Origin of the sequence: Sinorhizobium chiapasense, from assembly GCF_045277575.1 — a bacterium.
In the GTDB taxonomy this organism is placed as follows: domain Bacteria; phylum Pseudomonadota; class Alphaproteobacteria; order Rhizobiales; family Rhizobiaceae; genus Ensifer; species Ensifer chiapasense_A.
Map to the genome: position 1 here is coordinate 1,740,601 of NZ_CP144206.1, position 12,155 is coordinate 1,752,755.

General features: G+C 63.3%; 13 protein-coding genes. 2 read left to right on the forward strand and 11 right to left on the reverse strand.

Going from position 1 to position 12,155, the window contains the following annotated elements:
* Positions 1-67: 67 nt before the first annotated feature.
* From pcaG to pcaD, 4 genes are read right to left on the reverse strand one after another with little or no spacing between them, the layout of a single operon-like run.
* The gene (gene pcaG, locus QM996_RS26865; RefSeq protein ID WP_334196941.1) at positions 68-682 is read right to left on the reverse strand and encodes a protocatechuate 3,4-dioxygenase subunit alpha; all 615 of its coding nucleotides are present in this window, start codon (positions 680-682) and stop codon (positions 68-70) included.
* Positions 682-1,431 carry a protocatechuate 3,4-dioxygenase subunit beta gene (gene pcaH, locus QM996_RS26870; RefSeq protein WP_334196942.1) on the reverse strand — a complete coding sequence of 250 codons (750 nt, stop codon included), beginning with the start codon at positions 1,429-1,431 and terminating at the stop codon, positions 682-684. Before pcaH ends, pcaG begins: the two co-directional genes overlap by 1 nt.
* 11 nt (positions 1,432-1,442) lie before the next feature.
* The gene (pcaC, locus tag QM996_RS26875; protein WP_334196943.1) at positions 1,443-1,847 is read right to left on the reverse strand and encodes a 4-carboxymuconolactone decarboxylase; all 405 of its coding nucleotides are present in this window, start codon (positions 1,845-1,847) and stop codon (positions 1,443-1,445) included.
* On the reverse strand, positions 1,844-2,653 hold the full coding sequence (gene pcaD, locus QM996_RS26880; protein ID WP_334196944.1) for a 3-oxoadipate enol-lactonase: 810 nt from the start codon (positions 2,651-2,653) through the stop codon (positions 1,844-1,846). Before pcaD ends, pcaC begins: the two co-directional genes overlap by 4 nt.
* A 93-nt stretch (positions 2,654-2,746) precedes the next feature.
* On the opposite strand from pcaD, the gene pcaQ reads away from it, so the two are divergent.
* Positions 2,747-3,673 carry a pca operon transcription factor PcaQ gene (gene pcaQ, locus QM996_RS26885; protein ID WP_334196945.1) on the forward strand — a complete coding sequence of 309 codons (927 nt, stop codon included), beginning with the start codon at positions 2,747-2,749 and terminating at the stop codon, positions 3,671-3,673.
* 81 nt (positions 3,674-3,754) lie between these two features.
* On the forward strand, positions 3,755-4,087 hold the full coding sequence (locus QM996_RS26890) for a hypothetical protein (protein WP_500270402.1): 333 nt from the start codon (positions 3,755-3,757) through the stop codon (positions 4,085-4,087).
* A 153-nt stretch (positions 4,088-4,240) separates the two neighbouring features.
* Here the strand turns inward: QM996_RS26890 and QM996_RS26895 are convergent, their stop codons facing one another.
* The 7 genes from QM996_RS26895 to QM996_RS26925 all read right to left on the reverse strand — a co-directional run bounded on the left by QM996_RS26895 (position 4,241) and on the right by QM996_RS26925 (position 12,149).
* The gene (locus QM996_RS26895) at positions 4,241-5,860 is read right to left on the reverse strand and encodes an ABC transporter substrate-binding protein (RefSeq protein WP_500270403.1); all 1,620 of its coding nucleotides are present in this window, start codon (positions 5,858-5,860) and stop codon (positions 4,241-4,243) included.
* Between the two features lie 61 nt (positions 5,861-5,921).
* On the reverse strand, positions 5,922-6,746 hold the full coding sequence (locus QM996_RS26900) for a creatininase family protein (RefSeq protein ID WP_334196947.1): 825 nt from the start codon (positions 6,744-6,746) through the stop codon (positions 5,922-5,924).
* Positions 6,747-6,811: 65 nt separating this feature from the next.
* Positions 6,812-7,972, reverse strand: a complete 1,161-nt coding sequence (locus QM996_RS26905; RefSeq protein ID WP_500270404.1) for an alanine racemase — start codon at positions 7,970-7,972, stop codon at positions 6,812-6,814.
* A 244-nt stretch (positions 7,973-8,216) separates the two neighbouring features.
* On the reverse strand, positions 8,217-9,209 hold the full coding sequence (locus QM996_RS26910) for an oligopeptide/dipeptide ABC transporter ATP-binding protein (protein ID WP_334196949.1): 993 nt from the start codon (positions 9,207-9,209) through the stop codon (positions 8,217-8,219).
* Entirely contained in the window at positions 9,206-10,228 is a 1,023-nt protein-coding gene (locus QM996_RS26915; protein ID WP_500270405.1) for an ABC transporter ATP-binding protein, read from the reverse strand. Before QM996_RS26915 ends, QM996_RS26910 begins: the two co-directional genes overlap by 4 nt.
* The gene (gene ddpC, locus QM996_RS26920; RefSeq protein ID WP_334198685.1) at positions 10,225-11,088 is read right to left on the reverse strand and encodes a D,D-dipeptide ABC transporter permease; all 864 of its coding nucleotides are present in this window, start codon (positions 11,086-11,088) and stop codon (positions 10,225-10,227) included. The genes QM996_RS26915 and ddpC overlap by 4 nt, the downstream gene beginning before the upstream one ends.
* A gap of 47 nt (positions 11,089-11,135) precedes the next feature.
* Positions 11,136-12,149, reverse strand: a complete 1,014-nt coding sequence (locus QM996_RS26925) for an ABC transporter permease (RefSeq protein ID WP_334196951.1) — start codon at positions 12,147-12,149, stop codon at positions 11,136-11,138.
* Positions 12,150-12,155 lie beyond the last annotated feature (6 nt).

The following is a 12,155-nucleotide window of genomic DNA, read 5'->3' on the forward strand; positions in this document are numbered from 1 at the left end:
AACGAAATGCCACCTGCTGCATGGGGCGCACTACTCTTCGCCCCATGTCCAGGCGTGACATTCCTGTTCAGATGTCGAGGAACACCGTTTCCTTCTCACCTTGCAGGTGAATGTCAAAAACATAATTAGGCGCCGCTCCGGTCGCGACAAGCGTCGCGACGCGATGGCGATGTTCTATTCGCGCAAGCAACGGATCGACGGCGTTGGCCTCGGCTTCTTCGGGGAAATACATGCGCGTGTGCAGCCCGACATTGATGCCGCGCGCAACGATCCAGAAGGTGACGTGCGGCGCCATCGGCCGGCCGTCCTTGAAAGGCACGGGCCCCGGCTTCACGGTCTCGAAGGTGAAGACGCCGTCGTCCGCGGCGGTCGGACAGCGTCCCCAGCCGGAAAAATTCGGATCTGCCGAACCGCGCATCTCGGTTGGCGAGTTATAGAGACCCGCCGCATCCGCCTGCCAGATCTCGACGAGCGCGTCCTTCAGCGGCGTACCCGCGCCATCGATCACGCGGCCAGTAATGGTGATACGCTCGCCAAGCGTCTGCTCGTTCACCATCCGTGCGCCGAGATCCGTTTCATAGACGCCGCCGATGCCGCAGAAGTTCGGCGTCAGGCCGATATGCACATAGGGGCCGGCCGTCTGTGACGGCGTTTCCTTGAGATAGCCGAGTTGCTGAACCATCAGTTGCCCTCCAGCCGGTTCTCGAACAGCGTCGAGCGGCGTCCGCGCAGCACGATGTCGAACTTGTAGGCACGCGCGTCGAACGGGATCGTGTTCGCCCAGTCGAGCGGCGCGATCAATTGTTCGATCGCCTGGCGATCGGGGATCGTATTGACGATCGGACACTTCCAGATCATCGGGTCGCCCTCGAAGTACATCTGAGTGATCAAGCGCTGCGCGAAGCCGTGGCCGAAGACCGAGAAATGGATGTGGGCCGGGCGCCAGTCGTTGACGCCGTTCGGCCAGGGATAGGGGCCAGGCTTGATCGTGCGGAAGGAATAGAAGCCCTCGTCGTCGGTGATCGTGCGGCCGCAGCCGCCGAAATTCGGGTCGAGCGGCGCAAGGTAGCTTTCCTTCTTGTGGCGATAACGGCCACCGGCATTGGCCTGCCAGAATTCGAGCAGCGCCCCCGGCACTGCGTACCCGCGCTCGTCGAGCACGCGCCCATGCACGATGATGCGCTCGCCGATGGCGCTTTCGCCTGGCCTGGCGAAATTGTGGATCAAGTCGTTGTCGAGCTCGCCGATCATCGAATGGCCGAAGACCGGGCCGGTGATTTCAGAGATCGTACCGTCGAGCGACAGCAGTGCCTTTTGCGGCGAGCGCAAAACCGAGGTTTTGTAGCCCGGCGTCAGCGCCGGCGCGTGCCATTGCCGGTCACGCGGGAAAAAGGCGCCCGTCTCCGGCTTCCTGTTCGTTCTGTCGGACATCATCTTCTCCGTCAGGCCGCCTTACCGGCATCGATCTCGGCAAAGACCTGCTTGGCGATCTTGATTGCGTGATTGGCCGCCGGCACGCCGGCATAGATCGCCACATGCAGCAGCGCTTCGCAGATATCCTCGCGGCTTGCGCCCGTATTACTCGTCGCCCGCACATGCATCGCCACCTCGTCATCCTGGCCGAGCGCAGCGAGCAGCGCGATCGTTACGATCGAGCGCTCGCGCTTCGTCCAAGTCGGACGCGACCAGACATGCCCCCAGGCCGCTTCGGTGATCAGTTCCTGAAAGGGGCGATCGAACTCGGTGGAAACCGACTGCGTCCGATCCACGTGATTGTCGCCGAGCACGGCCCGGCGCGTGGCCATGCCCTGGCGATAGCGATCGGAGGGCGCAGAGGCGTCATTCATGGGGTCTTGTCTCCATGCATTGCGATTTCGAAGAAGGCGCGCAACACCGCGGTCAGCGCCTCCGGGTTTTCGACGCAGGGAATATGACCTGCATCGCGAATGACTTCGTATCGCGCACCGGGAATGAGGCGGGCGGTGGCGAGCACGACATCCGGCGGTGTCGAACCGTCCTGGTCGCCGACGACGCAGAGCGTCGGCACCGCGATGCGGGCGGCGGCCTCCGTGTAGTCGGCGTCGCGGATCGCGGCACATGTGGCCAAGTATCCGGCCACCGGCTGGCGCACCAGCATGTTGCGATAGCCGGCATAGGCGGTGTTTTCGGGCCGGCGGAAGGCCGGCGTGAACCAGCGCTCGAGCACACTGTCGGCGATCCCTTCGATACCATGTTCCTCGATGGCGGCGATGCGCGCCGCCCACATCTCGGCGGTACCGATCTTGTGCGCCGTATCGCAAAGAACCAGCGCACGCACGAGATCGGGTCGGCGCTGGTAGAGCGACTGCGCAATCAGGCCGCCGACGGAGAGGCCGCAGACGATCGCCTGCTTGACCGAAAGCATGTCGAGCAGGCCGGCAAGGTCGTTGGCATGATCCTCGATCGCATAGGGCGTCGGCCCGATATCCGAAAGGCCATGGCCGCGCTTGTCATAAAGAACAATGGCGTAGTCCCCCGCGAGCCGAACGACGACGTCGCGCCAGATGCGAAAATCCGTGCCGAGCGAATTGGCAAAAACCAGCACCGGCCGGTCGCCGGTCGCGCCGATCACCTGGTAGTGGATCGTGATGTCGTTGATGCGGGCAAACTGCACGGGCTCTCTCCTCCGTCACCAAATTGGATATTTAATCTGGTTAGGTAAAATGATATTTCATGGCCTTTCATTAACTTGAGGGTTATGAATTCCATGATCGACGCCCGGGTCAAGTTTCGCCATCTGCAGACTTTTGTCGAGGTCTCCCGGCAGAAGAGCGTGATGAAGGCGGCGGAACTGCTGCATGTCAGCCAGCCGGCCGTGACCAAGACGATCCGCGAGCTCGAAGAGGTGCTTGGCGTCGCAGTTTTCGAGCGTGATGGGCGCGGCATCAAGATAACACGTTACGGCGAGGTATTCCTGCGCCACGCCGGTGCGGCACTGACGGCGCTGCGGCAAGGGCTCGATTCCGTTTCGCAGGAGCGCGCTGGCGACGGGGTGCCGGTCCGGGTCGGGGCGTTACCGACGGTCTCGACACGGATCATGCCGCACGCCATGACGCTTTTCCTCAAAGAGGATACCGGTGCGCGCATCAAGATCGTTACCGGCGAAAATGCCGTGCTTCTCGAACAATTGCGCGTCGGCGATCTCGATCTGGTCGTCGGGCGACTTGCGGCACCGGAGAAGATGACCGGCTTCTCCTTCGAGCATCTCTATTCAGAACAGGTGGTTTTTGCCGTCCGAGCCAGGCATCCGTTGCTGTCTGGCACCCACTCCACATTTGCAGGGCTCGCGGATTTCCCGGTGCTGATGCCGACGCGCGCGTCGATCATCCGCCCCTTCGTCGAGCGCTTCCTGATCACCAACGGCATCGCCAGCCTGCCGAACCAGATAGAGACCGTGTCCGACGCCTTCGGCCGTGCTTTCGTGCGGGCGAGCGATGCGATCTGGATCATCTCCGCCGGCGTCGTCGCGGCCGATGTCGATGACGGCACAATCGCGATCCTTCCGATCGATACCAGCGAGACGAAGGGGCCGGTTGGCCTGACCATGCGTGCCGACGCGGCGCCGACGCTCGCCCTCTCGCTGCTGATGCAGACCATTCGCGAAGCGGCGACGGCGGTCTCGGCCAAGCTCTAGCGGTCCGGCGGCGGCCGCTGCATCACGGAGGCGACAGCAGCGAGCCGTTTCCTGATCCAAGCGACGGGCCGACAAGCACGCTTGCCACCATCTCGCACCTGCAACCGCTCCGACATTCATTATCCGGCTGCTGCTCAGCAACCCGGCAGCCTGCACCAGCGGATAGCCGGCGGCTGCGATATCGGAGTTGGTCCGGTGGAGATCGCGCACGAGATCAAGGAAGAGGGCGTTGTCTCTGGCGCCGGCCGCCGTGTCCGCATGCTCGCCGCCAAGACGCCGGCGCACAATCTCATCTTCAAGCTCGCGGAAACGGTCCTTTTGTGCCGCCAGCCCCGATGCGGCCGCAACATCCTTGGACGAGAGTGCCGCAGGCAGCAATCTCAACGAGGCCACGATCACCTCAGAGAGATGTGATCGTTGGCCGCCGCCAGGCGGGAATTGTCGCGGCGGTTCATCCGCCCCTCCCCCGGGGGGGACCACTGAAGCCAGAAAACTTCAGCTCCCCGGACGGGACCGGACGAATACCGCCTGAAAGCCCGCAAACAGACCCGGCACGGGTCGGGTGGGCTACTCCTCGATGTCGACCTTGTCGAAGCGATGCGAACCCAGAGGCTCCATCACGTAGTTCTTCACCTTCTTCGACATCGGCAGCACGACGGTGGAATGGGCGATCGGAACCCAGGGCGCCTGCTCGCTGATGATCGCCTGCGCCTCCTCGTAAAGCTTCGTCCGCTCACTCTGATCCGCGCTCATCCGTGCCTTCTGGAAGATCTCGTCGACCGGCTTGTAGCACCAGTTGGCATTGTTGCTGCCGCCGACGCCGGCGCAGCTGAAGAAGTAGCTGAGCAGGTTGTCCGGGTCGCCGTTGTCGCTCGTGCCGCCGAGGATGATGGCGCCATCGCGCGCCTTGTCGCGTGACTTCTTGAGGTATTCACCCCACTCGTAGGAGACAATTTCGACCTTGATGCCGACCTTGGCGAGATCCGCCTGCATCAGTTCCGCCGCACGGCGTGCGTTCGGCATGTACGGACGGCTGACCGGCATCGCCCAGATCTTCATGCTCAGATCTTTGACGCCTGCCTCGTCGAGGAGCTTCTTTGCCGCCTCCGGATCATAGCTGTATCCATCGATACTGCCGTTATAGCCCCACATCGTCGGCGGCAGCACGCTCTGAGCGATCTGACCCATTCCCTGATAAACGGAATCGACGATCGCCTTGCGGTCGATCGCCATGTTGATGGCGCGGCGGACCTCCAGCTTATCGAACGGCGCGACCAGGGTGTTCATCGCCAGATAGGAAACGTTGAGACCGGGCTGCTCCAGAACGTTGAGGTCCGGATTGGCCTTCAGCCCGGCGATATCGGCCGGTGCCGGATAGGGAGCGACATGGCATTCGCCTGCCTGAAGCTTCTGCATGCGGGTGGTCGGGTCGGTGGTGATCGCAAAAATGAGATTGTCGATCGTCGGCGCGCCATCCCAATAGTCGGCGTTGGCGGCAAAGCGGATCGCCGCGTCCTGCTGGTAGTCGATAAAGCGGAACGGCCCGGTGCCGACCGGCTTGCGGTCGAGGTTCTCGCGTCGGCCTTCCGTCGCCAGCTTGTCGGCATATTCCTTCGAAACGATCGAGCCGAAGTTCAGCGCGAGCTTCGACGGCAGCGACGCATCCGGCTGGTTCAGTACGAATTTGACGGTCCGGTCATCGACCTTGACGATCTCTTTGATCGCCGCCGGCATCTCCATCGCGTTGAACATTTCCCAGTTCGCGCCGGCAAAATAGCTGTGCCACGGATCATCCTTGTCCAGCTGGCGATTGAAGGTAAAGAGCACATCATCAGCGTTGAAATCGCGCGTCGGCGTGAAATCGTCCGTCGTCTGGAACTTCACACCCTCGCGCAGTTTCAGCGTGTATTCGAGATTGTCGTCGGAAATGGTCCAGCTTTCGGCAAGGCCGGGGACGACGTTGGTGGTGCCGGGTTCGAATTCTGTGAGCCGGTCGTAGACTGTCTCGGCCGAAGCATCCCAGGTGCTGTTGGCCGAATAAAGCGCTGCATCGAACCCCTCTGGCGCACCTTCCGAGCAATAGACGAGCGTCTTGGCCATGGCTGGTGACAGGGCAACACCTGAAAGCATGGTTGCTGCAAACAGTGAAACAAGGGTCTTGCGCGTCGGCGCGAATTTCAACTTCATTGGCGTCTCCTCCCTTAGGAATGGAATGCGTAAAGCCCGGCAAACGTCTCGCCGGCTGAGGTCAATCGGCTTTGCCGGCTGTCGTGCCGAGGCCGCGACCGGGCGTCCAGACCGGATCGGGGGCGGTCCAGAGCACGTCGTTGCGGATCAGCTTCACCAGTTCGCTCGCGTGCAGGTCGAGGAAACGCTCGCCCTTTTCGGCCGTTGCGCTGCGCGGATCGCCCCAGGTCCCGGTGACCGGCGCGCGCTCGGCGAAGGAATAGAACCGCGACACGTCCGCCGGCACGTCCACGGGGTGTTTCTGGTTGCCGAAGGCCTGGCCGAACATCTCGGTCTTTACCGCGTCTGCAACAATCGCCAGCATGACCGATGCCTCGCCTTCGCAGGCATGGTGGGCGCCGGTATCGACCTCGAAGATTGTCTTCGCTTCCTCCGGCGCCAGCATCCACGGCGTCGTGGCGACGATCGGCATGGCGAACTCGACCGCCAGTTCGCGCACGGCGACCGCAAGCGGATCCATGTTGCCGCCATGGCCGTTGACGATGAACAGTCGCGAGAAGCCGAGTGTCTTCAGTGAGCGGACGATGCAGCGGATGACACGGCTGAGGGTATCGTAATCGAGCGTGATGGTGCCGCCGAACGGCAGATGGTGCTCGCTCATGCCGAGCCACAGACCCGGGAGAACCGCGACCGGGATATCATCGGCCACCAGACGGGCGGCGCGAATGGCGGCGGCCGATGCGCTTGCCGTGTCGGTAATAACCGGCAGATGCGGCCCGTGCTGCTCCAGCGAACCGATCGGCAGGATGGCAAGCGCGCCTGGTTTCCCGGCAAGGTCGCGCAGGCTCGGCGCGGTCATGCGCGCCCATTCAACTTCCTTCGTCATGTCATGCCTCTTTCGTTGCATCAAACCAAGTTCTGTTCGCGGCGGCGCCGACTGCATATGCGCCCCTACGTCTGGCGACCTCGAGCATCGACGCGAAATGCCACTGCGCGCCCATCCGATTGCCGCAGGGTGACATTGTCGAATTGCGCAACGACGGCGCAGGAATGGTTGGGAAAGATGCGGACGCGGCTGCCGACGGCGGGTGGCGCGTCTGCAAAACGGACAAAGCCGTGTTCCTCGGAAAGCCGCTCGACCTCCCAGGACGCCTGCGCGTAATCGTCGGCACAGACCGCGATACCGAAGCCGCTGCCGCCGGAGCCATGCGCGCCGAGATCCGAAGACAGCGACTTGGAACCGGCATCGACGATGAAATGGTTGTCGTTGTGCGCCACGACGGTCGCGACCACCGAAAGCGAAATGTCATCCGGCGTCGCGATGCCGAGGCGAAGCGCGGTACGGTCGAGAAAGGCGTAGTTACCCGGGCGGATCTCGGTGATGCCTTCCGGGATGGGGGCACCGAGGCAGGTCGGCGTGGCGCCGACCGAAATTCGCGGCACGTCGATCCCGGCTTGCCGCAAACGCCCGGCCAGTTCGAGAAGATCGCCCGCCTCCGCCGACGCAATGTTTGCGAGTTCCTCCGCGCTCTTGCTGCCGTAGGCGTGACCGGCATGGGAGAGCAGGCCGGCAAAGGCCAGGTGGGGATGGCGGTCGATCCCCTCCGAGAGCACAAGGGCTGCCGGATCCTGCGGCTTGACGCCGACGCGGCCGAGACCGACGTCTATCTTGAGAAAAACGCCAAGGCGCACGCCATGCGCCGCGGCTGCGGCTGCGATGGCGTCAACGCCCGTTTCATGCGCCGCGATCAGCAGCAGTTCGGTTCCACGCGCCTTGGCGCTTGCCACCAGCCGGTCGATCCTTTCGCGCCGGACGATCGGGTAGGCAAGTGTGAGCGACGGGACCCCCGCCTCGACGAAAACCAGCGCTTCCTCAGGCTTGGAAGCGGTCACGCCCACCGCACCGAGATCGAGCTGGCGGCGGGCAATCGCAAGGCTCTTGTGGGTCTTGATGTGAGGGCGCAGCGTCACACCGGAGGCATCAGCCCGCGCCTGCATGCCGCGCAGATTGGACATCAGCCTGATTTCATCGAGTTCGACATAGGGCGTCGGCAGGTCGGCCGCGCTCGGCCGACGAAAGGCGGCGATCAGCGTTGAGTCAGTCAATCTCATCTCCGGCAAGCGGCGGAGTCGCGGAGAAAGCGCCCCCGATTGGCAAGCTCCGCGCGAAGGCGGCGGTACAAATTTGCACAGTCGGAAACATCAATCAAATTATTTTTCCTATAAGAAAATTATATTTCTCAAAATGTGCGCACGACGCATCAAACGGCATAGGCGGCGATGCGGCGCTGCTCCGGTGGCTGCCGGCGGGCGGGCCAGGATGTGCCGCGGCGTCTGCGCTTTCACGTCTGCGCTTTCACGTCTGCGCCAGATGGCACCTTACTTGGCGCGTGCTGTCGGCCAGGCGCCGCAGGGCCTGCCCCGCCTCGCAGCCGCCTCTAATCCTGTCGCACCTCTGCCTGTAGAAGCAGCCGTCCGGCAGGCTGCGGTTGTTGGGCAGTTCGCCTGCCCGTACCTGGGCGATGTCCGGCAGCGGGCTTTCGAAACTCGGCGCCGCCGCCAGAAGCGTCTGGGTATAGGGATGGCGGGGATTGCGCAGGACCTCTTCGGCCGGGCCGGATTCGACGATCTGGCCGAGATACATCACCGCGACGTCGTCGCAAAAATGGCGCACCAGCGCGACGTCATGCGAGATCAGGAGATAGGTGAGCCCGCGCGCGCGCTGCAGCTTCAGGAGCAGGTTGATGATCTGCGCCTGCACCGACACGTCGAGCGCCGATGTCGGCTCGTCCAGAACCATGAGGTCCGGGTCGGTGCTGATCGCGCGGGCGATGGCGATGCGCTGACGCTGGCCACCGGAAAACTCGTGTGGCAGCCGATCGAGATGTTCTGGCCGGAGCCCGACGGCGACGGCCAGTTCCTCCGCCTTCTCATGCAGCTCGGCCCTGCTGTGGCCGCCGCGAACATGCAGCGGTTCGCTGATCAGCCGCCAGACCGGCAGGCGCCGGTCGAGCGAGGACTGCGGGTCCTGAAAGACGATCTGCATCTTTTGCCGCAAGACGCGCTTCTGCTTGCCTTGAGCCGCCTGAAAATCCTCGCCGGCGATCTTGATTTTGCCCTCTTCGTAAGGCGCAAGTCCGATGATCGCCTGGGCGAGCGTGCTCTTGCCGCAGCCGGACTCGCCGACAATGCCGAGGCTCCTCCCGGCGCGAACCGTCAAGGTCACGCCGTTGACGGCATGCACATGGGAGGTGGGGCGGCCAAGCCAGTTGCGGGACGCCGGGAACCGGACGTGGAGATCGGAGACTTCGAGCACCGGCCGCGTGAATGTATCAACGCCTTCCGTCATTGGCGGCTCCCCTGTTCTGCCAGTTCCACTGCTGCGCCGCGCTGCCAGCAGGCCACCTGCTGGTCGTCGGTTCCCGCCAACTGCGGGGTCTGGGATCGACATTGTTGGACCGCCTCCTTGCAGCGCGGCTGGAAATAGCAACCCGAGGGCGGATGCAGGAGGCTCGGCACGGCACCGAAAATCGCCTCGAGTTCCTGTTTCGGCGCCACCCGCTCCGGCAGGCAGCGCAGCAGCGCCTGGGTGTAGGGATGCTGGGGTGTTTCGAGCACGGTGCGGGTCGAGCCGTGCTCCACGATCCTCCCGGCATACATCACGTAGAGCCGGTCGCAGAGCTGCGACACGACGGCGACATTGTGCGAGATGAAGATGACGGCGGTGCCCGTCCGGCGCGCGCGGTTCTGGATGAGCCTAAGGATCACCGCCTGGACGGTGACATCGAGCGCGGTTGTCGGCTCGTCGGCGATGATCAGCCCGGGATTACAGGAAAACGCCATGGCGATCAGCACCCGTTGCCGCATGCCGCCGGAGAGCTCGAACGGATAAAGGTTCATCACCCGCTCGGGCTCGCCGATCAGCATGTCGGCGAGAATGTCGCGGGCGATGCGCCTGGCATCAGTCGGGCCAACTTCCTCGTGACGCATGATGACGTCGGTCAGTTGCCTGCCGATGCGGATCGTCGGGTTCAGTGCGTTCATCGGTTCCTGGAAAATGGTCGAGACCACCTTGCCGCGCAGGTCCTGCAACTGACTGTCGTTCATGGAAAGCGTGCTGTGGCCAAAGAGCCTGACGGATCCGGCGGTGATCCTGTAGCGCCCCTTGGGCAGCAGGCCGGTTGCGGCCATTGTCGTCACCGACTTGCCGCAGCCAGACTCGCCGACGATACCGACGATCTCGGCCTTTCCCACGTTGATCGACACATTGTCGAGCGCCTTGACGGCGCCGCTGAAGGTAGGAAACTCCAGCGACAGATTGTTGATGGCCAGCGCCTGGCCGCATGGTTCTGCTGTGCCAGTCATCATCTGCCCCTCAAGCGCGGGTCGAGCATGTCGCGAATGCCGTCACCAACGAGATTGCACCCCATGGCCGTGATCAGGATCGCCAGCCCCGGAAAGGTCGCGTACCACCATTGATCGAGCATGTAGCTGCGACCACTGCTGACGAGCGCGCCCCATTCGGCAGTCGGCGGCTGGGCACCGAGGCCGATGAAACTGAGGGCGGCCGCGATCAGCACGACGCCGCCGAGATCGAGCGTCGCCTGGACGATGATCGGCGACATCGCATTCGGCAGGAGATGCCAGCGCAGAATGTAGAAGGGGGAGGCGCCGTAGGTGCGCGCCGCCTTCACGAAGACCTGCTCGCGCAGCGAAAGCGTCTGGCCGCGGGCGAGGCGCACATAGGCGGGAATACGGACGATCGCCACCGCCAGCATGGAATTGAACAGGCTCGGGCCAAGGGCCGCGGCCAGCGCCATGGCCAGCACCAGCGCCGGCAGGGCGAGCACGACATCCATCAGCCGCATGATGGCGGTGTCCACCCGCCCGCCGACCACACCGGAAAAACAGCCGATCAACACTCCGATCGCTGTTGAAATCAGGACGATCATGAAGGCGGCGCCGCAGGACGCCCTCGCCCCGTAGATCACACGGGAGAACAGGTCACGCCCGACTTCGTCAGTGCCGAACCAGTGCACGGCACTCGGCGGCAACAGGCGCGCCGTCAGGGATACCTTGTCCGGGTTGTAGGGCGCGACGACCGGTGCCGCGACGATCATGACGAGAACGACGAGGATGATCGCGACGCCGACCAGGGTCAGCGGGCTGCGGCGGCTGAGATACCAGAGATAGCGCAGCCGCTCGGAAAGAGACTTGGTCCGGCGCATGGCTGCATTTGTTGCGGCAGGTTCTGTCGGCATGACGGCGGCCATGGTCAGACCTCCCTGATCTGCGGATCGGCAAACATGTAGGCGAGATCGACCAGGAGGTTGATCAGCACATAGCCGACAGATGCGACGATGGTGAAGCCCATGATGGCGGGGAAATCGAGCGTCTGAATGGAAGTCACGACATAGGTGCCCATGCCCGGCCAGGCAAAGATGGTTTCGGTCAGCACCGCACCATAGAGAAGATCGCCGAGCGCCAGCCCCAGCAGCGTGATCGAAGGGATGAGCGCGTTTCTGAGCGCATAATTGAAGATGATCATGCCCTTGCGCAGACCGCTGGCGCGCGCCGTTCGGATGTAATCTTCCTGCAGCACGTCGAGCATCGAGGCGCGGATCTGGCGGGTGATCACGCCCATATTGGCAAAGGCCAACACGAAGCCCGGCAAGATGATGTGGTAGAGGGCACTGCGAAAGGCATCGAAACGACCCTGCAACAGCGAGTCGATGAGCAGGAAGCCGGTGATGCGTCCGGGCGCTACGATGCCCATCGCCAGTCGTCCGCTGCCGGGCAGGATCTGGAACTTGGCGTAGAAGACGTAGATCAGGATCAGCCCGAACCAGAAGACCGGCATCGAGATGCCGCAGACGGAGACCGTGCGCGCGATCTGGTCGATCGGGCCATCCTTGTAGACGGCCGAGAGCACGCCGAGCGGTACGCCCAGACAGATCGCGATGAAGAGCGCGACCGTTCCCAGCTCCAGCGTCGCCGGCAGGAAGGTGCGGATATCGGCTGCAACCGGGCGATTGGTGCGGAGCGACGTGCCGAGATCGCCTTGGAGGAGATTGCCGATATAGATGGTGAACTGCTCGACGACCGGCCGGTCGAGACCGAGGTTGCGCCTGACGTTTTCCAGCGTTTCAGCACTTGCCCGGTCACCCGCAATCATGCGCGCGGGATCGCCGGGAATGAGGTGCGAGATCGTGAAGGTGATGACCGCGACCCCAAGCACCACGAAAAGCAGCAGGATCAGACGCGGAAGTATGATGCGGGTGATTGCCATGGATGC

What these genes read in the sequence shown, in the direction of transcription:
- pcaG (WP_334196941.1), bottom strand. Translation starts at nt 682, where the DNA reads ATGGTTCAGCAACTCGGCTATCTCAAGGAAACGCCGTCACAGACGGCC.
- pcaH (WP_334196942.1), bottom strand. Translation starts at nt 1,431, where the DNA reads ATGTCCGACAGAACGAACAGGAAGCCGGAGACGGGCGCCTTTTTCCCG.
- pcaC (WP_334196943.1), bottom strand. Translation starts at nt 1,847, where the DNA reads ATGAATGACGCCTCTGCGCCCTCCGATCGCTATCGCCAGGGCATGGCC.
- pcaQ (WP_334196945.1), top strand. Translation starts at nt 2,747, where the DNA reads ATGATCGACGCCCGGGTCAAGTTTCGCCATCTGCAGACTTTTGTCGAG.
- QM996_RS26895 (WP_500270403.1), bottom strand. Translation starts at nt 5,860, where the DNA reads ATGAAGTTGAAATTCGCGCCGACGCGCAAGACCCTTGTTTCACTGTTT.
- QM996_RS26900 (WP_334196947.1), bottom strand. Translation starts at nt 6,746, where the DNA reads ATGACGAAGGAAGTTGAATGGGCGCGCATGACCGCGCCGAGCCTGCGC.
- QM996_RS26905 (WP_500270404.1), bottom strand. Translation starts at nt 7,972, where the DNA reads ATGAGATTGACTGACTCAACGCTGATCGCCGCCTTTCGTCGGCCGAGC.
- QM996_RS26910 (WP_334196949.1), bottom strand. Translation starts at nt 9,209, where the DNA reads ATGACGGAAGGCGTTGATACATTCACGCGGCCGGTGCTCGAAGTCTCC.
- QM996_RS26915 (WP_500270405.1), bottom strand. Translation starts at nt 10,228, where the DNA reads ATGATGACTGGCACAGCAGAACCATGCGGCCAGGCGCTGGCCATCAAC.
- ddpC (WP_334198685.1), bottom strand. Translation starts at nt 11,088, where the DNA reads ATGCGCCGGACCAAGTCTCTTTCCGAGCGGCTGCGCTATCTCTGGTAT.
- QM996_RS26925 (WP_334196951.1), bottom strand. Translation starts at nt 12,149, where the DNA reads ATGGCAATCACCCGCATCATACTTCCGCGTCTGATCCTGCTGCTTTTC.